This is a genomic window from Oleisolibacter albus (assembly GCF_003336875.1).
GTDB classification, from domain to species: domain Bacteria; phylum Pseudomonadota; class Alphaproteobacteria; order Azospirillales; family Azospirillaceae; genus Niveispirillum; species Niveispirillum album.
Genome location: NZ_QGNJ01000002.1, coordinates 288,305 through 308,594 on the forward strand (window position 1 = coordinate 288,305; position 20,290 = coordinate 308,594).

The 20,290-nt window shown below is 70.4% G+C and carries 19 protein-coding genes; 11 read left to right on the plus strand and 8 right to left on the minus strand.

Features of this window, described 5'->3' with window-relative positions:
• The first annotated feature begins 134 nt into the window (after nt 1–134).
• The 5 genes from ispG (at nt 135) to prfA (ending at nt 4,988) form a co-directional block, all read left to right on the plus strand.
• Nucleotides 135–1,268 carry a flavodoxin-dependent (E)-4-hydroxy-3-methylbut-2-enyl-diphosphate synthase gene (gene ispG, locus DK368_RS04350; protein ID WP_114392607.1) on the plus strand — a complete coding sequence of 378 codons (1,134 nt, stop codon included), beginning with the start codon at nt 135–137 and terminating at the stop codon, nt 1,266–1,268.
• Nucleotides 1,269–1,921: 653 nt separating this feature from the next.
• Entirely contained in the window at nt 1,922–2,497 is a 576-nt protein-coding gene (tcmP, locus tag DK368_RS22225) for a three-Cys-motif partner protein TcmP (RefSeq protein ID WP_205028036.1), read from the plus strand.
• Nucleotides 2,409–3,032, plus strand: coding sequence for a three-Cys-motif partner protein TcmP (tcmP, locus tag DK368_RS22230; protein ID WP_205028038.1), 624 nt, complete (start codon nt 2,409–2,411; stop codon nt 3,030–3,032). Before tcmP (DK368_RS22225) ends, tcmP (DK368_RS22230) begins: the two co-directional genes overlap by 89 nt.
• A 12-nt stretch (nt 3,033–3,044) precedes the next feature.
• Nucleotides 3,045–3,809: a DUF5131 family protein gene (locus DK368_RS04360; RefSeq protein WP_114392330.1), complete on the plus strand. Its 765-nt coding sequence runs from the start codon at nt 3,045–3,047 to the stop codon at nt 3,807–3,809.
• 96 nt (nt 3,810–3,905) lie between these two features.
• Nucleotides 3,906–4,988, plus strand: coding sequence for a peptide chain release factor 1 (gene prfA, locus DK368_RS04365; RefSeq protein ID WP_114392331.1), 1,083 nt, complete (start codon nt 3,906–3,908; stop codon nt 4,986–4,988).
• Between the two features lie 135 nt (nt 4,989–5,123).
• On the opposite strand, the gene DK368_RS04370 is transcribed toward prfA, so the two are convergent.
• Together DK368_RS04370 and DK368_RS04375 are read right to left on the minus strand one after the other, a co-directional pair.
• Nucleotides 5,124–7,691 carry an ABC transporter permease gene (locus DK368_RS04370; RefSeq protein ID WP_240002331.1) on the minus strand — a complete coding sequence of 856 codons (2,568 nt, stop codon included), beginning with the start codon at nt 7,689–7,691 and terminating at the stop codon, nt 5,124–5,126.
• 69 nt (nt 7,692–7,760) lie between these two features.
• Nucleotides 7,761–8,483 (minus strand): ABC transporter ATP-binding protein, encoded by a 723-nt coding sequence (locus DK368_RS04375; protein ID WP_114392332.1) that lies wholly within the window; start codon nt 8,481–8,483, stop codon nt 7,761–7,763.
• Between the two features lie 85 nt (nt 8,484–8,568).
• Here DK368_RS04375 and DK368_RS04380 point away from each other — a divergent pair, with 85 nt between their 5' ends.
• Both DK368_RS04380 and DK368_RS04385 read left to right on the plus strand, forming a co-directional pair.
• A complete protein-coding gene (locus tag DK368_RS04380; RefSeq protein WP_240002332.1) occupies nt 8,569–9,204 on the plus strand; it encodes an arylesterase in 636 nt (211 codons plus the stop codon).
• Nucleotides 9,205–9,212: 8 nt separating this feature from the next.
• Nucleotides 9,213–10,370: an FIST signal transduction protein gene (locus DK368_RS04385; protein WP_114392334.1), complete on the plus strand. Its 1,158-nt coding sequence runs from the start codon at nt 9,213–9,215 to the stop codon at nt 10,368–10,370.
• 93 nt (nt 10,371–10,463) lie between these two features.
• Here DK368_RS04385 and DK368_RS04390 read toward each other — a convergent pair whose 3' ends face one another.
• Nucleotides 10,464–10,709: a hypothetical protein gene (locus DK368_RS04390; RefSeq protein WP_114392335.1), complete on the minus strand. Its 246-nt coding sequence runs from the start codon at nt 10,707–10,709 to the stop codon at nt 10,464–10,466.
• A 251-nt stretch (nt 10,710–10,960) separates the two neighbouring features.
• On the opposite strand from DK368_RS04390, the gene thpR reads away from it, so the two are divergent.
• Complete coding sequence (thpR, locus tag DK368_RS04395) at nt 10,961–11,575, plus strand: RNA 2',3'-cyclic phosphodiesterase (protein ID WP_114392337.1); 615 nt, start codon at nt 10,961–10,963, stop codon at nt 11,573–11,575.
• A gap of 32 nt (nt 11,576–11,607) precedes the next feature.
• Here the strand turns inward: thpR and DK368_RS04400 are convergent, their stop codons facing one another.
• The 3 genes from DK368_RS04400 to DK368_RS04410 all read right to left on the minus strand — a co-directional run bounded on the left by DK368_RS04400 (nt 11,608) and on the right by DK368_RS04410 (nt 14,534).
• Nucleotides 11,608–12,582 carry a DMT family transporter gene (locus tag DK368_RS04400; RefSeq protein ID WP_114392339.1) on the minus strand — a complete coding sequence of 325 codons (975 nt, stop codon included), beginning with the start codon at nt 12,580–12,582 and terminating at the stop codon, nt 11,608–11,610.
• A gap of 68 nt (nt 12,583–12,650) precedes the next feature.
• Nucleotides 12,651–13,832 (minus strand): 3-dehydroquinate synthase, encoded by a 1,182-nt coding sequence (aroB, locus tag DK368_RS04405; protein WP_114392341.1) that lies wholly within the window; start codon nt 13,830–13,832, stop codon nt 12,651–12,653.
• Between the two features lie 33 nt (nt 13,833–13,865).
• Nucleotides 13,866–14,534 (minus strand): shikimate kinase, encoded by a 669-nt coding sequence (locus DK368_RS04410; RefSeq protein ID WP_205028040.1) that lies wholly within the window; start codon nt 14,532–14,534, stop codon nt 13,866–13,868.
• A gap of 206 nt (nt 14,535–14,740) precedes the next feature.
• On the opposite strand from DK368_RS04410, the gene DK368_RS21720 reads away from it, so the two are divergent.
• Genes DK368_RS21720 through DK368_RS04420 form a run of 3 tightly spaced genes read left to right on the plus strand, consistent with a single transcriptional unit; the run spans nt 14,741 to nt 17,647 of the window.
• A complete protein-coding gene (locus tag DK368_RS21720) occupies nt 14,741–14,878 on the plus strand; it encodes a hypothetical protein (RefSeq protein ID WP_193552246.1) in 138 nt (45 codons plus the stop codon).
• The gene (locus DK368_RS04415; RefSeq protein ID WP_114392344.1) at nt 14,862–16,649 is read left to right on the plus strand and encodes a hypothetical protein; all 1,788 of its coding nucleotides are present in this window, start codon (nt 14,862–14,864) and stop codon (nt 16,647–16,649) included. The genes DK368_RS21720 and DK368_RS04415 overlap by 17 nt, the downstream gene beginning before the upstream one ends.
• Complete coding sequence (locus DK368_RS04420) at nt 16,646–17,647, plus strand: site-specific tyrosine recombinase XerD (RefSeq protein ID WP_114392346.1); 1,002 nt, start codon at nt 16,646–16,648, stop codon at nt 17,645–17,647. The genes DK368_RS04415 and DK368_RS04420 overlap by 4 nt, the downstream gene beginning before the upstream one ends.
• Nucleotides 17,648–17,686: 39 nt before the next feature.
• Here DK368_RS04420 and DK368_RS04425 read toward each other — a convergent pair whose 3' ends face one another.
• Together DK368_RS04425 and DK368_RS04430 are read right to left on the minus strand one after the other, a co-directional pair.
• Nucleotides 17,687–19,270 (minus strand): hypothetical protein, encoded by a 1,584-nt coding sequence (locus DK368_RS04425; protein ID WP_114392348.1) that lies wholly within the window; start codon nt 19,268–19,270, stop codon nt 17,687–17,689.
• Nucleotides 19,267–20,037 (minus strand): ABC transporter ATP-binding protein, encoded by a 771-nt coding sequence (locus tag DK368_RS04430; RefSeq protein ID WP_114392350.1) that lies wholly within the window; start codon nt 20,035–20,037, stop codon nt 19,267–19,269. The genes DK368_RS04425 and DK368_RS04430 overlap by 4 nt, the downstream gene beginning before the upstream one ends.
• Between the last annotated feature and the right edge of the window lie 253 nt (nt 20,038–20,290).

The following is a 20,290-nucleotide window of genomic DNA, read 5'->3' on the forward strand; positions in this document are numbered from 1 at the left end:
GCACCGCCCCGTTTCCCGGCCGGCCGCATCTTTCCGCCGGCCGGGCCTTGATCCCGTCGCTTTTCGCCCGCACCTTTAGGCCCGTGCCGGCCCGCGCCCCGCGGGCCGCCCGTTCTGGAACCGGCTGTCCGATCATGTCCACCACCCATCGCGCCTATCGCCAGATCCTCCGCCGCAAGAGCCGCCAGATCATGGTCGGCCCGGTTCCGGTGGGCGGGGATGCGCCGATCACGGTGCAGACCATGACCAACACGGTGACCGCCGACGCCAGGGCCACCATCGAGCAGATCCGCCGGGCCGAGGAGGCGGGGGCCGACATCGTGCGCGTCTCCTGCCCCGACGCGGACTCCACCGTCGCGCTGAAGGAGATCGTGCGGGCGGCGCGGGTTCCCATCGTCGCCGACATCCATTTCCACTACCGCCGCGCGATCGAGGCGGCGGAGGCCGGCGCCGCCTGCCTGCGCATCAATCCCGGCAATATCGGCGATGCGTCGCGCGTGCGCGAGGTGGTGCAGGCGGCCAAGGACCATGGCTGCTCCATGCGCATCGGCGTCAATGCCGGCAGCCTGGAGAAGCACCTGCTGGAGAAGTATGGCGAGCCCTGCCCCGAGGCGCTGGTGGAAAGCGCGCTCGACCATGCCCGCATCCTGGAGGACCATGACTTCCGGGAGTTCAAGATCTCGGTCAAGGCCTCCGACGTGTTCCTGGCCGTGGCCGCCTATCAGGGGCTGGCCGAGGCCTGCGACTATCCCCTGCATATCGGCATCACCGAGGCCGGCGGCCTGCGCGCCGGCACGGTGAAGAGCAGCATCGGCCTGGGCATGCTGCTGTGGGGCGGCATCGGCGACACCATCCGCGTCTCCCTGTCCGCCGATCCGGTGGAGGAGGTGAAGGTGGGCTTCGAGATGCTGAAAAGCCTGGGCCTGCGCCGCCGCGGCGTCACCGTCATCTCCTGCCCCTCCTGCGCCCGCCAGCAGTTCGACGTCATCAGGACGGTGGAGGTGCTGGAGGAACGGCTGGCCCACATCACCACGCCCATGAGCGTGTCGGTCATCGGCTGCGTGGTCAACGGCCCCGGCGAGGCCACCATGACCGATATCGGCTTCACCGGCGGCGGCAAGGGTGTCCACCAGGTCTTCATCGGCGGCGTCCCCCACCACCGGCTGAAGGACGAGGCCATCGTCGACCATCTGGTCAAGCTGGTGGAACAGAAGGCCGCCGAGATCGAGGCGCAGAAGGCCAAGGACGCCGCCGTGGCGGCGGAGTAACCCTCCGTCCCCGCCGTAGGTCGGATCAGCGAAGCGTAATCCGACACCCCCACCCTGCGAGGCACCAGCCGTCACCCCGGCCCCCGAGCCGGGGTCCCCGGGATCGGCTGATGCAGATCACCGAAAGCCCCGTAGGTCGGGGTAAGGCGAAGCCGCACCCCGACACCCATCCCCCCCATCCTAACCCCACCCCCACCGTGGTCCGGGAACACGGATGAACACGGATCACAACGGATGAACACGGCACCCCCTCACCCCGCCGCCTCATCCCCCCGCCGCAGATACACCCCCACCCCACCCGCATCCGCTGTGAACACCACGTCGAGCACCTCGAACGCCGCCCGCAGGTCCCGCAAGGTTGCTGGACCTCTACCGCCGCGACACCGACGGCATGACGGACGACGAGTGCGACGCCTTCCTGGACCGCCGGCCGCCTGACCTGGCTCCTCACCCTACTCCCCGCCCAGACCCCGGCCCACACCTCCGCCAAACTCACCATCCTCTGCCACCGCCTCTGCCACGAACTGGACCCCGGCTGCGTCCCCATGCCGGTGACGGACTACCTGCTGGTGGAGAGTGTGCGGGGGGATGTGGAAGGAGTTCTCTCAAAATGATACGAATGGAGTAGGCGCGAGATTTTCGGGGTGTACGCGATGGTAGATCCATTCTTTAATGAACGCTCTGATCAAAGCGAGGTAAAGGCTGCAATAATCCATGATTATTTCTTTGCTTGGGCCAATGTTATTAAAGCAACAGCTAAACGGTTCCACAACAACAAAATTGCATATATAGATCTGTTTGCCGGACCTGGACGCTACAAGGATGGCGCGAAGTCGACCCCATTGCTTGTGCTCGAGCGTGTGGCAAACGATCCTGATCTTTCAAAGATGCTGGTATCTATTTTTAACGATGAGGAGCCGACGCATGCCGATAGCTTGCGCAATGAGGTTCAGAATATTAAAGGAGTAGAGAAACTCAGATTTAAGCCAGTCATAGAAAACGGCGATGCTGGCGGTTACATTGGCAAATGGATGCAGGAAACGAAACTTGTTCCAACATTCTCATTTATTGATCCATTTGGATATAGAGGTCTTTCTCTGGGATTAATTCAGGGCGCTATAAAGGATTGGGGTTGCGATTGTGTTTTTTTTCTTCAATTACAATCGCATAAATGCCGGTCTTCCCAATCAGGTAGTTGGCCATCATATGGATGCCTTGTTCGGAGCTGAAAGAGCAGAGAAACTTCGTGCTGCATTGCAGAACAAGACCCCAATACAAAGAGAGTCAATGATCCTTGAGCAAATCACGCTAGCTATAAAAGAGCTTGGCGGCAACTATGTTCTTCCTTTTCGCTTCAAAAATTCGCAAGGAACTCGAAGCTCTCACCATCTAGTTTTCGTATCCAAGCATGTTTTAGGCTATAAGATCATGAAGGAAATCATGGCAAGGCGCAGCTCTCGAGTAGAGGACGGTGTTGCATCATTTGAGTATTCGCCAGCTGATGAGAACTCGCCTCTGTTGCTGTCACTGTTGAGGCCGGTCGACGATCTTGCGAGAGATCTATCGATTAAGTTCTCCGGTCAGACACTCAGATTTTCCCAAATAGTGGATAGACATCATGTGAATACGCCTTATGTTGACAAAAACTACAGAGAAGCCCTGATCAGACTGGAGGCGGATGGCCGGATTAATGTCATAACAAACTCGCAAATATCCCGGAGAAACGGTACGTTTGGGGAGAGCGTTCTTATTTCATTCCTGTAGGATTGATGATCTATGGCTGACAGCAGCATCGAATGGACCGACAGCACCTGGAACCCGGTCGCCGGCTGCACGATCCTGTCGCCGGGTTGCACCAACTGTTATGCCATGCGCATGGCCCGGCGGCTGGAGGCCATGGGGCAGGAGAAATATGCCGGCACGACCCGGATTTCCGGCGGGCGGCCGAAATGGACGGGGACGCTGGTAATGGATCGGGCGGCGCTGGACATCCCGCGCCGCTGGTCCAAGGGTCGGATGATCTTCGTGAACTCCATGTCCGATCTGTTCCATGAGGACGTGCCGCTGGACTTCATTCAGGACGTGTTCACGGTGATGCGGGAGACACCGCAGCACACCTATCAGATCCTCACCAAGCGGGCGGAACGGCTGGAGGTGCTGGCCGCCGCCATCCGCTGGCCGCAGAATGTGTGGATGGGGGTCAGTGTCGAGTCCGAGGCGTATTGGTATCGGGTCGATCATCTGCGCCGCACCGGGGCTTTCGTGAAGTTCCTCAGCCTGGAACCGTTACTGGGGCCGTTGACGACGCTGGACCTGCACGGGATCGATTGGGTCATTGCCGGTGGGGAGAGTGGGCCTAATGCGCGGCCCATGGATCAGGCCTGGGTCCGCGGCATCCGCGACGCCTGCGTGGCCCAGCGCGTCGCCTTCCACTTCAAGCAATGGGGCGGCCGCAACAAGAAGGCCGCCGGCCGCATCCTGGACGACCGGACCTGGGATGAGTGGCCGACGCAGGCCAGGGTCCTGACTGCGGCGGAATAGGGTGATCCCCCGCTGATCCGCACGCCGCGCCCCGACCTTCCCGCGTGACCGCGGCCCTGGGATGCCCTATATCCAGCGGCCGGAGGATCGGGTGTCATGAGTGATTTCGAGCAACGCTTCGGGGAGCCGCTGGCCAAGGTGTCCCAGCGGTATGACGAGCTGCGCGACCTGATGGCCAGCGGCGGTCTGGCCGGCGACGCCTTCGTCAAGGCCAGCCAGGAATTCGCGGAGCTGGAGCCGGTGGCCGCCGCCATCGCCGAGATGCGCAAGGCCCGCGCCGACCGGGCCGAGCTGGAGGCCATGGCCGCCGGCGACGATGCCGACATGGCCGATCTGGCCCGGGCCGAGCTGGAGGAGGCCGACCGCCGCCTGCCCGATCTGGAACGGCGCATCCTGCTGGCGCTGCTGCCCAAGGACGAGGCCGACGAGAAGAACGCCATCCTGGAGGTGCGGGCCGGCACCGGCGGCGACGAGGCCGCCCTGTTCGCCGCCGCGCTGTTCGACATGTACAGGCGCTATGCCGCCCTCCAGGGCTGGCGCTTCGAGGTGATGGAGATCAGCGAGACCGGGCTTGGCGGCTACAAGGAGGCCATCGCCACCATCACCGGCCGCGGCGTGTTCCGCCGGCTGAAATACGAATCCGGCGTCCACCGGGTGCAGCGCGTGCCCGCCACCGAGACCCAGGGGCGCATCCACACCTCCGCCGCCACCGTGGCCGTGCTGCCCGAGGCGGAGGAGGTGGATGTGCAGATCGACGAGAAGGATCTGCGCATCGACGTGTTCCGCTCCTCCGGCCCCGGCGGCCAGTCGGTCAACACCACCGACAGCGCCGTGCGCATCACCCACCTGCCCACCGGGCTGGTGGTCAGCCAGCAGGACGAGAAGAGCCAGCACAAGAACAAGGCCAAGGCGCTGAAGGTGCTGCGCGCCCGCCTCTATGAACTGGAGCGCCAGCGCAAGGACGCCGCGCGCGCCGCCGACCGCAAGAGCCAGGTCGGCTCCGGCGACCGCTCCGAGCGCATCCGCACCTACAACTTCCCCCAGGGCCGCATCACCGACCACCGCATCAACCTGACGCTCTACGGCAAGATCGAGCGTTTCATGGCCGGCGAACTGGACGAGGTCATCGACGCCCTGATCGCCCAGGACGAGGCCGAGCGGCTGGCCGACCTGCAATAGGGCCGGCGGCCGCCGGTTTTTCGGGTTCCCTCAGGCGCCGGGCGCCGCCGTGCGGCGGCTTGGCTCGCGCGGGCATGGGCCCGCGGGCCGGCGGTCGCCGGCCTTGGTCCGGGTTCCCTCAGGCGCCGGGCGCCGTCACTCGTTGCGCAGCAGCGGCGCGGCCGGCTGGCCCAGGGCCCGCCAGGTGCCGACGAAGCCCAGCCCCAGCGTGATGGCGGTGCAGAGCAGGGCCGTGGTCAGCACGGCGCCGGGCAGGAAGGTCCATTCGAACTCCATGACCCGGGTCAGCACGGCCCAGGCCGTCAGCGTGCCCAGCGCGCCGGAAATGGCGGCGGTGATCAGGCCCAGCGCGCCATATTCCAGCAGGAAGGCGCGCAGCACCGTCATGCGCGTGGCCCCCAGCACCTTCAGCACCACCGAATCATAGACCCGGCGCTTGTGTCCGGCGGCGACGGCCCCGGCCAGCACCAGCGTGCCGGCCAGCAGCGTCACGCCGGCGGTGATGCGCACGGCCAGCCCGATATTGCCGAGGATGCCGTTGATGGTGTCCAGCGCATCCTTGACCCGCACGGCGGTGATGTTGGCGAAGTCGATGGCCACCTGCCGTTGCAGCCGCGCCTCGGCCTCGGGCGTGGCGCGCACCGTGGCCACATAGGTCTGGGGCGCCGCCTCCAGCACGCCGGGGGAGAAGACCAGCGTGAAGTTGATGGTCATGCTGCGGAAATCCAGATCCCGCACCAGCCCCACCTCGGCCTCGATGTCGCGGCCCAGGATGTTCACCGTCAGCCGGTCGCCGGGGCCGATGCCGAAGGCGTCGGCCACATCGCGGTAGATCGCCAGCTTCGGCGGCCCCTGGTAATCCTTGGGCCACCAGGCTCCGGCCGTGACCACGTCGCCGGCCGGCGGCTCGGCCTGATAGGTGATGCCGCGGTCGCCGTTCAGCACCCAGGCATGGTCGCGGTTGACCACGGCCTTCTCGGCCTCGGTGCCGTTGACGGCGACGATGCGGCCGCGCAGGTTCGGCACCATCTCCAGGCCGGAGGCGCCGGGAATAGCCTCCACCGTGCGGCGGAAGGCGTCGGCCTGGTCCTGCTGGATATCGACGAAGAAGAAGGCGGGCGCATTGCCGGGCAGGGTCTCCTGCACCTCGCGGCGGAAATTGCCCTCGATCAGGGCGATGGCCACCAGCACCGTCAGCCCCAGCCCCAGCGACAGCACCACGGCCCCGGTGGGATTGCCGGGCCGGTGCAGGTTGGCCAGGGCCAGCCGCAGCACCGGCAGGCGCGGCCGCCCCAGGCGGGCGGCCAGCCGGGTCACGGCCCAGCCGGCGGCCCAGAAGGCGGCCAGGGTGGCGGCGCTGCCCGCCACGAAGGCCAGGGCGAAGCCCTTCTCCTCCGCCGTGGCCACGGCCAGACCGGCCAGCCCCAGGCCGGAGGCCAGCATCAGCGCCAGATAGGCCGGACGCAGGCGCACGCGGGCCGGCAGGATGGCGTCGCGGAACAGGGCGGCGGCCGGCACCTCCCGCGCCCGGCTCAGGGGCCAGGCGGAAAAGGCCAGGGCCGTCAGCAGCCCGAACCCGGCGGCGATGGCCAGGGCGCCGGGATAGACGCCGATCTCGGCGGCGATGGGCAGCAGCCCGGCCAGGGCGCGGCCGGCCAGCAGCGGCACCAGCGCCCCGATGACCAGGCCGATGCCGATGCCGACCATGGCCAGGGCCAGGATCTGGGCCAGATAGGCCTCGAAGATCAGCCCGCCGCGGGCGCCCACGCATTTCAGCGTGGCGATGGTGGCCGTCTTGGTGTCGAGATAGCTGCGCACGGCATTGCCGACGCCGACCCCGCCCACCAGCAGGGCCGTCAGCCCCACCAGGGTCAGGAACAGGGTCAGCCGGTCGATGAAGCGGGCCAGCTGCGGGGCGGCGTCGCTATAGTCGCGCACCCGCCAGCCGGCATCGGGCCAGTCGGCCTTCAGGGCGTCGCGGAAGGCCGTGACATCGCTGCCGGGGGGCAGCTGCACCATATAATTCCAGGTCACCAGACTGCCGGGCTGCAACAGGCCGCTGGCCCGGAGCGCCGCGTCGGCCAGCATCAGCCGCGGACCCAGGGAGAAGCTGCCGCCGCCGGCCCGGTCGGGCTCGCGGGCGATGATGGCGCGCACCTGCAGCAGCAGATCGCCGACCTTGACGGCGTCGCCCACGGCCAGACCCAGCCGGTCGGCCAGCGTCTGCTCCACCACCGTGCCCCAGCGTCCGTCGCGCCGGGCCAGCGCCTGGTCCAGGGTGCCGGCGCCGCCGGTCAGCTCCAGCCGGCCATAGAGCGGATAGGCGTCATCGACGCTTTTCAGCTCCACCAGCGTGGCCCGGCCGGGATCGTCGGGGTCGCGGGCCATGGCCCGCATCTCCCCATGGGTGGTGACCCGCCCGCGCGCCTGCAGCCAGGACATCTGCTCCGGCGTCAGTTCCCGGTACAGCAGCCGCAGGGCGGCATCGCCGCCCAGGATGGCGCGGCCGTCATTGCGCAGCGCCTCCAGGATGCCGCTCGACACCGACTGGACCGAGGCGATGGCGCCGACCCCCAGGGCCAGACAGGCCAGGAAGATGCGGAAGCCGGTCAGCCCGCCGCGCAGTTCCCGCCGGGCGATGGTCAGGGCCAGCCGCAGCTGGGACAGGGGGCGGGCGGCGGCGTCGGACGGGATGGCGGTCAAGGATCGATCTCCAGAAACCGATACGGACCCGGAATGATACGCTCCGGACCTGGACTATTGCAGGCGGGGTCAGTCGGCCACGGCGCGGACGGCGCTGCGCCCGTCATCGACGATCAGCCCGTCCACCAGCCGCACCACGCGGTCGCACTGGCGGGCCAGTCCGGGATCGTGGGTGATCAGCAGGATGGTGGTGCCCAGCCGGTCGGCCATGCCGAACATCAGGTCGATGACCTTGCGGCCGGTGTCGCCGTCCAGATTGCCGGTGGGCTCGTCGGCCAGCAGCAGGGCCGGTTCCGGGGCGAAGGCGCGGGCCAGCGCCACACGCTGCTGCTCGCCCCCCGACAGCTGGCCGGGATAGTGGCCCAGGCGGTGGCCCAGCCCCACCGCCTCCAGCCCGGCGCGGGCACGGTCGAAGGCATCGGGCGCCCCGGCGAACTCCAGGGGAATCGCCACATTCTCCAGCGCCGTCATGGTCGGGATCAGGTGGAAGGCCTGGAAGACGATGCCCACCTCGTCGCGGCGGAAGCGCGCCATCTCGTCCTCGCCCAGGCTGGTCAGCTCGCGGCCCTTGACGCGGACACTGCCGGCGCTGGGCGGCTGCAACCCGCCCAGGATCATCATCATGGAGGATTTGCCGGACCCGGAGGGGCCGACCACGCCCACCTTCTCCCCCGCCCCCACATCCAGGCTGATGCCTTTCAGGATGTTGACGGGTCCGGCCTCACTCTCCAGCTTAAGGTGGACGTCCTTCAGAAGAACGACGGGATCGGCCGGAACCATGGGCTTCGCCATGACGAACTCTCGCACTGCGGAAAACTCCTGGCGATATGGCCCTGGGCCTGCGCTTTTCAACCGAATCGCGTCTCTGGTCCTGGCCATGGCGGCGTTTCTGGCCCTGTCGCTGCCGGGACCCGTCCTGGCGCAGGGCGCTGCCGGCGCCCCGGCGGACCGGCCGCTGACCATCGTCACCCTGGGCGACAGCCTGTCGGCCGGCTACAAGCTCCCGCGGGAGGCGGCCTTCACCAGCCAGCTGGAGGCGGCGCTGAAGGCCAGGGGCTATGATGTGCGCGTGCCCAACACCGGCGTGTCCGGCGAAACCACGGCCGGCGGCCTGTCGCGGCTGGACTGGCTGCTGGCCGACAAGCCCGACATGGTCATCGTCGAGCTGGGGGCCAATGACGGGCTGCGCGGCATCGACCCCGCGGCCACCCGCGCCAATCTCGACCGCATCCTGACCAGGCTGAAGGAAAAGGGGGTGGCCGTGCTGCTGGCCGGCATGCTGGCCCCGCGCAATCTGGGGCCGGAATATGCGCGGGCCTTCGACGCCCTCTATCCCGATCTGGCCAAGGCCCATGGCGTGGCCTTCCATCCCTTCTTCCTGGAGGGGGTGGCCATGGACCCGGCCCTGAACCAGGAGGACGGCATGCACCCCACCGCGGAGGGCGTGGCGGTCATCGTCCGCAACATCCTGCCCGGCGTCATCGCCGTGCTGGACGGTCTCAAGGCGGGCTGAGGGCGATCATGGCAGACAGCATGGGTGCCAGCACAGGGCAGCCCCGTTTCGCCGCCGCCCTGGCCGGGGGGGCCGACTGGGCCGAGGCCGCCAAGGCCTGCCTGGACCGGCTGCCACGGCTGGCCGGCGCCACCCAGGGCTTCCTCTATGTCAGCGACGCCCTGGCCGACCAGCTGGGCAGCATCGTCACGCTGTTCCGCGGTGTCAGCGGGGTGGAGCACTGGGTCGGGACGGTGGGCATGGGCGTCTGCGCCATCGCCGGCGGCGAGGCCCGGACCCTGGGCGGGGGGCCGGCGGTGGCGGCGCTGATCGGCCGTTTCCCCGCCGGTGCGCTGCGGCTGCTGCCCTCGATGACGGATGGTCTGGATGCGCTGGACGAGGCGGCCACCTGGCTGGCCCTGCACCGGCCGACCCTGGCCCTGGTCCATGGCAATCCGAACAACGGCAAGCTGATGGATCTGGTGCAGGGGGTGGCGCAGCGGACCGGGGCCTATGTCGTGGGCGGGCTGACGGCCGGCCGCGGCGAGCCGGCGCAGGTGGCCGGGCGGGCCGTCAGCACCGGGGGCCTGTCCGGCCTGCTGGTCGGGGCCGAGGTGGAGGTGGCCACGGCCCTGACCCAGGGCTGCCGGCCGCTGGGGCCGGCGCATACGGTGACCGCCGCCGACCGCGCCGTCATCATGGAGCTGGACGGGCGGCCGGCGCTGGATGTGTTCCGCGCGGAGATCGGGCCGGACCTGGCGGCCGACCTGCGCCGGGTGGCCGGGCCGGTGACGGCGGCGCTGCCGGTGCGTGGCAGCGACACCGGCGAGTATCTGGTGCGCGACCTCATGGCCATCGATCCCGTCCGCGGCTGGATCGCCATCGCCGAGGGGGCAGAGGTGGGGGACACGCTGCTGTTCTGCCGCCGCGACCGGGATGCCGCCGCCGCCGACATGGACCGCATGCTGGCATCGCTGAAGCGCCGGCTGGGCGGACGCACCCCGGCCGGCGCCCTGTACCTGTCCTGTATCGCCCGCGGTCCCGACAGCGCGGGGCTGCTGCCGGACGAGGTCGAGCGCATCGCCCGGGTGCTGGGCGATGTACCCCTAGCGGGATTCTATGCCGCCGGCGAGCTGTCGAACGGGCGCCTGCACAGTTACAGCGGCGTGCTGACCCTGTTCCTGTGATCGGACAGTGAGAATGGCGTTGCGGCCCCCTCTCTGCCGAAGCAGGCCGGCATCGGGGACCCCAAGCAGGCTGTCGGGGTTATGCCCGGCCGTTTACGGGTTTTCTTTGCTGTCGACTGTGCCGTTGCCTTGCAGACCGACCGGCCCTGTACCGGCGACCTTCGCACCGCCGCAGCTTTTATCCAGGCGTGTGCCTGTGGCCCCGCAGTTTTTGTTGCGGTAAGCGGCATCGCTGGAGGCGACCTTGGCACCATCTCCCTTCGGCGTCGGATTTCCGGCGCAGGCCGCCAGCAGAACAAGCGAGGACAGCAGTATGGCGTGGAGCAACGGCTTGGTCATGCACAGGCCTTTCATTGTAATGGAGAGGGGGGATGAAGGGACAGAGGGCTGTCGGCCGGCTTCATGCGAGACGCCTCCGCTTCCCAGGGTTGTTGACGGAAAGACCATGCCATCCTTCCGTGCCGGCGGATAGTCCTTGCGGCAATAGATCGGAATGGGGCAGGGGCAGCCGATAAGACCCAATCCCTGTGACCAGGGAATGGCCCCATCCTCTCCCTCTCGCCAGCAGCGGCAACCTTGGAGACGTGCCCATGATCCGCCTGTTCGTCGGTCTTGCCCTGCCCGAGGAGGTGCGCCTGCGTCTGGCCCGGCTGGGCGGCGGCGTGCCCGGTGCCCGCTGGGCCCCGGCCGCCAATTTCCACATCACCCTGCGCTTCATCGGCGAGGTGGATGAGGGCCTGGCCCAGGATATCGACATGGCGCTGGAGACGGTGGCGTCCCCGCCGTTCCCGCTGGCGCTGTCGGGGCTGGGCAGCTTCGGCAAGGGTCACCGCACCCATACGCTGTGGGCCGGGGTGGAGCGCAACGAGGCGCTGCACCATCTGCGCGACCGGGTGGAATCGGCGCTGGTCCGCGCCGGCCTGCCGGCGGAGGAGCGCAAATTCAGCCCGCACGTCACCCTGGCCCGGCTGGGCGATGCCAAGGCCGACAAGCTGGCCCGCTTCCTGGAGGAGCAGGGCCTCTACCATGACGGGCCGATCCTGGTGGACCGCTTCGTGCTGTTCGAAAGCGTGCTGGGCAAGGGCGGCCCCGTCTATCACGCCCTGCGCACCTATCTGCTGGGGGCGCGGCGCTGGGCGGACGCCGGGGACGAGCCGGACGCGGATGCGGACCAGGGCGCCGACGGGGAAGAGCGCGGCGCCTGATCGCCCTCCTGTCCGTCGCGGCCGGCCCCGGTTCAGGACCCGGCCGGCCGGTCCGATGGCCGGCCGGCCGGGGGCAGGCGCCGTGCCGCCGCCTGCCGCAGCCAGTCATGGCCGCTGACCAGCAGGATGCCCCCCAGCACCAGCAGCGCTCCGGCCAGGAAGCTGGGGTCCAGCGCCTCGCCCAGCAGCCAGACGCCGAAGCCGATACCGAACAGCGGCGTCATGAAGGACAGCACCCCCAGGCGCGAAGCCAGATAGGTGCGCAGCAGCGAGAACCAGGCCAGGAAGCTGAGGAACGACACCACCAGCGCCTGGAAGGCCAGGCTGGCGACGGAAACGGTGGTGAACCGCACCGCCGTCTGATCCAGCAGCACCGCCGCCAGCGACAGCACGGCACAGGCTCCCAGCAGCTGGTACAGCAGGGTCATGGTGGCCGGGGCGCGGGACAGGCTGGAGAAGCGGATGACCAGGGTGGTGGCGCCCCAGGCCAGCCCGCCGGCCAGCCCCAGCAGGTCGCCGATCCAGGCCGTGGACTGGCCTCCCCCGTTGAGACCCGGGGCGGGGCCGCCGCGGCCCAGGAAGGAAAGGGCGACCCCGGCGAAGGCCAGCCCGACGCCGGCCCATTGCAGCGGCCGCAGCCGTTCCGCCGGCAGCTTCAGATGCAGGCCCAGCGCGGCGAAGATCGGCGCGGTGTAGAGGAAGATCGCCATGTGGGCGGCGCTGGTGTGGCGCAGCCCCTCGCCCACGAACAGATATTCCAGGGCGAAGAGCAGCCCGACCAGCAGGCCGGGGACCCAGGTGCCGTCGCGGAAGGGCAGGCGTTCGCGCCGCGCCAGCATCAGCAGCGCGACCAGCAGGGCGGCGATGCCGGAACGGGCGGCCACCTGCACGATGGGGGCGATGTCGCCACCGGCCGCCTTCAGTGCCACCTGCTGCATGCCCCAGATGGCGCAGAGCACCAGCATCAGTCCGGCGGCACGGCCGTCAATGTCCTTACGCGTATCCATGAAATCCCATCCAAGCGGGTCCGGCCGCCCTTGGGCCGCCGGGCACCCCATCTCCGCAAGCGGCCGTGTCAGCCGCGCAGGCTGGCGGCCAGCACCGCGGCCACGTCGGCCACATCCACGTCGGCCGAGCGGAAGGCCCGGCCGATGCCGCGGGCCAGGATGAAGGTGACGCGGCCCTGGCGCACCTTCTTGTCCTTGGCCATGTGCGCCAGCAGCGCTTCGGCGGTCCAGCCGCCCCGGCCCGGATGGGCGGCGCTGGTGGGCAGGCCGACGGCGGCCAGATGGGACCGCAGCCGCTCGGCATCGGCGGCCGGGCACAGGCCCATGCGCACGGACAGGTCGAAGGCCATGACCATGCCGATGGCCACGGCCTCCCCATGCAGCACGGCGCCGCCATAGCCGGCCTCGGCCTCCAGCGCGTGGCCGAAGGTGTGGCCCAGGTTCAGCAGTTCGCGCAGGCCGCTTTCCGTCTCGTCCTTGGCGACGATGGCGGCCTTGGCCTCGCAGGAGACGCGGATGGCCTCGGCGCGGGCGGCGGCGTCGCCGGCGATCAGGGCGGGGCCGTTGGCTTCCAGCCAGTCGAAGAAGCCGGGATTGTCGATCAGCCCGTATTTCACCACCTCGGCATAGCCGGCCAGCACCTCGCGCCGGGGCAGGGTGTCCAGGGTCCGGGTGTCGGCCAGCACCAGACGCGGCTGGTGGAAGGCGCCGATCAGGTTCTTGCCATGGGCACTGTTGACACCGGTCTTGCCGCCGACCGAGCTGTCCACCTGGCTCAGCAGCGTGGTCGGCACCTGCACGAAGTCGATTCCGCGCAAGGCGATGGCAGCGGCGAAGCCGCCCAGATCGCCCACCACGCCGCCGCCCAGCGCCACCAGCACCGTGCGCCGCTCCAGCCCGCGGGCCAGCAGCGCATCCATGACCGCGGCCAGCCGGCCCATCTCCTTGGAGGCTTCGCCCGCCGGCACCACCACCGGCTCCAGCACCGGGGCACCGCTGGCGGTCAGCGATGTCATCAGGGCCGGCAGATGCAGGTCGGCCACGGTCGCGTCGGTCAGCACCACCAGCGGCCGTCCGGGCAGACGCTCGGCGATGGCCTGTCCGGCCCCGGCGATCAGGTCCGGCCCGATCAGGATGTCATAGCCGCGGCGGCCCAGATCGACCCGCACCGTCGCGGCGGCGGGTCCGGCCGTCGGGGGAAGGCCCGTCAGGGGGGCGGCGGCCGGAGGAACGGCGGTCGGGATGCTCATGGCGGCCTCGGCAGCAGGGAACGGGAGCAGACTCTAGGCAGAGTCCGGGCGGGGGGGAACCGCCGTCTCCGCAACCGGTCCCTGCGCCGTCGGCGCGGTGGTCTGATACGCCGTCGGCGTTCCGTGCTCCGCATCGCCCTGCTGCACGGCCACCCAATCCTGCACGGCGCGCAGCACCCGCTCGGTGGTGGCGTCGGGGGGGATGTCGTCGCTGTCCACGGTCAGGTCGGCCTCGGCATAGACGGGATAGCGCAGGGCCATCAGCCGCCCCAGGATCTCCCGCGGGTCGCCCTGGCGCAGCAGCGGGCGGTGGTCGCGCTTGGCGGTGCGGGCCACCAGCACGTCCAGCTCGGCCCGCAGCCACACCGACAGGCCCTTGTCCCGGATCAGGGCGCGGGTGGCCGGGTCCATGAAGGCGCCGCCGCCGGTGGACAGCACCTGCACCGGGCCGTCCAGCAGCCGGGCGATGACCCGCCGTTCCCCGTCGCGGAAGCCGGCCTCGCCGAAACGGTCGAAGATTTCCTGCACGCTGCAGCCGGCCGCGCTCTCGATGGCCTGGTCGGCATCGACGAAGGGCAGGTGCAGGCGCGCGGCCAGACGCTTGCCGATGCTGGTCTTGCCGGCGCCCATGAGGCCGATCAGCACCACCGTGCGGGGCGGCTTCAGCAGTAGGCGTGGCGGGTTGGCCTGCGGTCCGACCATGGTCTGGTCCCCCGAAGGTCTTAACCGCGGCCGGGGGCGGCGTTGCCAGCCCCCAGGTCGGACGCTACAGTGCAGAACGGTGCGGACAGCATGACCCGTCCATAGCATGGGCGGCCGTGAATGTTACAGTCCCATCATCATTCCGGTCCGGGTCCTTTGCGCGCTGGGGGCCCGGGCACCGATTCGAGCGCGGTTCCGGTCCGTCTATGAGCAAGCTTGTCCAGATCCTCCTGCTGCTGGTGCTGATCCTGGTGGTCGGCAGCGTCGCCTTCCTGGCGACCTGGGACATGCCGGCGCCATCGGCCCCGGTGGAGCGGGTGATTCCCAATGACCGTTTCGGCTGATCGCCGTCTGCGCCATGGCCTGATTCCGCTGGTCCTGCTGCTGGCCGGGACGGCGCCCGCCGCGCTGGCCCAGGGCAGCAATGCCCCGATCCCGCTGGTGCCGCCCTCGCTGGGCGGCCCGGCCCCGGATGCGGCGGCGCCCCGGGACCCACAGGGGCCGGCCCCCATGACGGCACCGGCGCCTTTGGGGCCGGAGACGGCGACGACCCCGGCGTCCCCGGCGATGGGCGCGCCGGCGGCCGATCGGCGTGTGCCGTCGGGCCTGGAGGTGGAGGAGCTGCGTCCGGTCAGCCAGGAAGCGGCCGGGACGCTGGGGCCGGACAATGGCGGCCTGTCCGCCGATCTCTGGGGGGCCACCCCGCGGCCCGAGGTGGAGCGCCTGCTGGCAGACCTGCCGGCGCGTCTGGCCTCGCCTGCCCTGCGCGCGGCGGCCCGCCGCCTGCTGCTGACCGCGGGCACGCTGCCGGCGGGGGAGGGGACACGCAATCTCGCCGCCCTGCGGCTGCAGAAGCTGGCGGGGCTGGGCGATGTGGCCGGCACCGCGGCCATGCTGGACGTGGCGCCGGACGCGCTGGAGGATGAGGAGGCGGCAGCCGCCTGGATGGCCCTGACCTATCTGGCCGGGGACAGCGCCGCCGCCTGCGGCCGCGTGGGCGAGCTACTGGGCCGCTTCAACCACGCCATCTGGCAGAAATACCAGATCGTCTGCCAGGTGCAGGCCGGCGATGCCGATACCGCCCTGCTGGGCATCGACATGCTGCGCGAGCTGGGCGACAAGGACGACACCTTCTTCCGTCTGGCGGAGATCGCCGCCAGCGGCCAGAAACCGCCGGTCAAGGGTCTCAGCGAGCCGACACCGCCGCAGCTGGCCCTGATCCTGGCCTCGGGCCGGCCGCTGCCGGCGGATCTCAAGCCCCTGGGGCCGGCGGAAGCCGCCGCCATCGCCCGCACTGCCGCGGTGCCGGCGGCCCAGCGTGCCGCCGCCGCCGAGCGGGCCCTGCGTCTGGGCAGCCTGGAGACGGCGGGGCTGCAGACCCTGCTGGAGGGGCTGGAGCCCGGCGACGCCCGCACCCTGCCTGCCGCGGCGCGCAAGCCCACGCCGCTGATCCGGCTGCAGCTGCTGAAGGCGGCGCTGGCCGAACCCTCGCCCAGCCTCAAGGGCGGGCTGGTCAAGGCCGCGGTGCAGGCAGCGGACCCGGCCCTGCTGGCCGGGGCCTACGGGTCCCTGCTGGCGGAGGAGGTGCGATCCCTGCCGGTCAATGTGGGGTATGCCGTCATCGCTCCCCATGCCGCGCGGCTGCTGCTGCTGCAGGACCGGCTGGCCGAGGCCCAGCCCTGGATCGAGCTGGCCCGGGCCGATGCCCGCGCCGGCAAGGATGAGGGGGCCTGGGGCCGGCTGTGGCCGCTGGCCGCGGCTTACGGGCTGGTGCAGGAACGCGAGGTGGACCAGGGCGCCTGGGTCGCCGGGCTGGCCAGTGGCGGCGGCGATGCCGCCGCCGCCCGCGACAAGGCCGACGGCGTGCTGCTGGTGCTGTCCGCCCTGACCGGCACGGCGCTGCCCGATGCGGCCATCGATGCCGGACCGAAGCCCCAAGGGGTGGGCGTGGCCGAGGCGCTGTCGATCCTGGCCACCAGCGGCGGCGATGGCGGGCCGGCCCAGGCCAGTCCGCTGGATGTGCAGGCCGCCGTGGCCGCGCTGAAGGCCGCCGGGCTGGAGGATGTGGCCCGCCGCGTGGCGGTGGAAGCCATGGCGGGGCGTCTGGGCGCATGAGCACGGCTGCTCCGCCGGCCGGTGCGGCGGCCAAGGCCCGCCCGGGCCGGCCGAAGAAGCCGGCCCCGCCGCTGCCGCCGCATGTGGATGCGCTGCTGGACATGCTGGTGGCCGAGCGCGGGGCGGCGGCCAATACCCGCGACGCCTACCGCCGCGACCTGACCGATGCCGACGGCTTTCTGCGCCAGCGCTGCGCCACCGGGCTGGACCGCGCCTCCAGCGAGGATCTGCGGGCCTATCTCGCCCATCTCGGCGACGGGCGGATCAAGGAGAAGGCGTCGGTGCGCACCGTGGCCCGCCGCCTGTCGGCCCTGCGCCAATATTACAAGTTCCTGGTGTCGGAGGGGCTGCGGGCGGAGGACCCGTCCTCGGTGCTGGACACGCCGAAGCAGGGGCGGCCGCTGCCGAAGATCCTCAGCGAGGACGATGTCGGGCTGATGCTGGCCGGCGCCGCCCGCCGCGGCGGGCCGGAGGGGCGGCGGCTGGCGGCGTTGCTGGAGATCCTCTACGCCTCGGGTCTGCGCGTGTCGGAACTGGTGGGGCTGAGCGCCAGCGCCCTCAGCCGCGACGGCCGCGCCCTGCTGGTGCGGGGCAAGGGCGGCAAGGAGCGGCTGGTGCCGCTGTCGCTGCCGGCCCGCGACGCCCTGGCCGCCTATCTGCCGGACCGGGCCTATTTCATGGTGCGCGGGCGCGAGGCCAAACAGCAGGCCTTCCTGTTTCCGTCCCGCAGCGCCGCCGGGGTGCTGACCCGGCGCCGGCTGGGGCAATTGCTGAAGGAGCTGGCGCTGGAGGTGGGGCTGGACCCGGCCAAGGTCAGCCCGCATGTGCTGCGGCACTGCTTCGCCACCCACCTGCTGGACCATGGCGCCGATCTGCGCAGCGTGCAGAAGATGCTGGGCCACGCCGATATCGGCACCACCCAGATCTATACCCATGTGGTGGGCGAGCGGCTGAAAAGCACGGTGGAAACCCACCACCCCCTGGCGCGCAAGCGCTAGGGCACGCGCACGCGGCCGGGCAGGGGGCGGCGGTCCGCCTCATCCCGGCGTCCGCGGGTCCAGCGGGGTGAACAGGGCGCGGACCCCGGCCAGCACGCAGACCAGCACCACCGCGGCGATGAGGCCGCCCAGCGGCTTCAGCAGGGCCAGGGTGCAGGCCCCCAGCCAGGCCAGCGACAGGAACATCTCGCCCAGCCCCAGGGTGACGGAGCCCTTGCGCCGCTGGGCGAAATCCTTGCGTTTGCCCGGCTTGGCGTACCAGAGCGACAGCAGCGACGCCGACAGCCCGGCCAGCCCGGCATAGGCCAGCAGGATCAGCGCCACGCGGGGGCTGTGGGGCAGCACGCACACGGGCACCAGCAGCAGCGGCGCGAAGGCGGGGATCAGCGCCGCCTCGATCTTGGCCCAGCGCACGGTGGCGGCGGAGACGGGCAGTGTGCCCACCAGCTCCGGCGCGTCCTCCGCCGACAGGGTCAGCCAGAGCAGGCTGCCGGCCAGCAGCGGCACCAGCAGCACAAGGCCCGTCCAGGCCAGCGACAATGTCCCGTCGGTGCCGGGGATGGGTTTGGTGAACAGGACGATGGAGAGCGGCACCAGCATGCCGAGATTCTGCAGCAGCTGCTGCGCCAGCATGGACGGGTCCCGGCGCATCAGCCGCCATTCCTTGATCCGCAGGCTGGCCCGGGGGCCGCGCGGGCGCAGGCGGCTGCTGCCCTGGCCCGAGCGGCGCCGCGGCGTGGCCGGGACGGCGGCGGCCCCGGCCAGGGTGCGGACGAAGGCGGGGGCCAGCCCCCAGGCGATCAGGACGAACAGGGCCAGCGCCAGCAGCGGCACCAGCAGCACCGGTGCCGACTGGCCGGTCAGCACCTGCCCCAGGGCCGCCAGCAGCGGCTTGGCGCCGGCCAGCCTGTCGAGCAGGGCCGTCAGCCAGTCCGGCAGCGCCTTGGTCTGCTGCATCAGGCTGGGGATCTGTCCGGCCAGCACCACCAGGAATCCCAGCAGCCCGGCCAGGATCTGGCCGGCCAGCTTGGTGCGGCGGGGGCCGATCAGGCGGAACAGCCCCAGCGCCAGCGCCAGGCCGATGGCCGTGGCCAGCAGGGCCAGGGCCGGCACCGTGACATAGGCCAGCAGCCAGCGGGCGCTGACCATCACCGCCAGGCTGTTGACCATGGGCAGCAGGAAGACGCTCATGCCCAGCACCACGGTGACGGCGATGCCCAGGGCACGCACCAGCATCAGCCGCTGCGGCGGCAACGGGCTGGACAGCAGCAGATCCAGGTCGCCGCGGGTATAGAAGGCGTCCACCGCCGTGGCCAGGGCCGTGGCCACCATCACGCCCAGGGCCAGCAGCCCGCTGCCGCCCAGGACCGGCGCCCAGTCCAGCAGCCCCTTGTCTGCCGCCGTGCGCAGGCCCAGCGCCAGCAGCACGCCGACGCCGTGGAACACCACCAGGATGAATCCCAGCAGGGCCAGGGCCAGCTTGGGCTTGTCGCTGCGGCGGTTGAACAGCCGCAGCTCGTGCCACAGCAGCCAGGGGATGCCGCCGGGCCGCAGCCGGGCCATGGCGCCGCGGCGGCGGGCCGGGGCGGGGATGTCGGAGAGAAGGGCGGTCCCGCTGCTCATGCCATGGCTCCGGCCGGCGTCTCGGGCTTCTCCAGCGTCAGGGCCAGGAACACCTCCTCCAGCGTGCCGCCCTCGCGGCCGGCGCGGCCGCGCAGCTCGGCCAGGGTACCCTCGGCGGCGATCCGGCCGCGCTGGATGATGCCGATGCGGTCCACCAGCCGCTCCGCCACCTCCAGGATATGGGTGGTCAGGATGATGGTGCAGCCGGCCCGCGCCCGCTCCACCAGCAGGTCCTTGACCTGACGGGCGATGGCCGCGTCCAGCCCGGTCAGCGGCTCGTCCAGGATCAGCAGGCGCGGCTCATGGATCAGCGCCCCGGCCAGCGCGGCCTTCTGCTTCATGCCGCGGGAAAATCCCTCGCAGCGCTCGTCGCGGTGGTCCCAGAGCTCCAGCCGCTCCAGCAGCGCCTGGGCCCGTGCGTCCGCCTCCGCCGCGCCGATGCCCCAGAGGCCGGCCACGAACTCCAGATATTCCAGCGGCGTCAGCTTGTCATAGAGCATGGGCTCGTCCGGCAGCCAGGCCACCATGCGCTTGGCCGCGATGGGATCGCGGGCCACATCGACGCCATGGATCTCGACCGTGCCGGCATCGGCGGGCAGCAGCCCCACCACCATGCGCAGGGTCGTGGTCTTGCCGGCGCCGTTGGGACCCAGCAGACCGTAGAATTCCCCCGGCGCCACGGTCAGGTCCAGGCCCTGGACCGCGGCCTTGCCGCCGAAGGATTTGCAAAGACCGCGGATACGCAGCGCGTCATGGCGTGCTGACATGGGAGCGGAAGCCTCCGGTCGGGACGGACGGGGGCAGCCGGGCGCGGGGGCGATGGTCGGCGGCCATCCGCCTGCATCGATCCCCACCCTTGCCGGCCGCACCACCATCACGGGTGTGACGATGGTCCCTTCTACCGCGTCGGGACGGGCAGGTCCAGGCGGGGGCAGGCGGGCAGGGGCTGCCTGGAGCGGAAGTCGAGAAACCGGGCGGGACCCCGTAAACACATACGGGAGGTTAGGTGGCCGAACCATT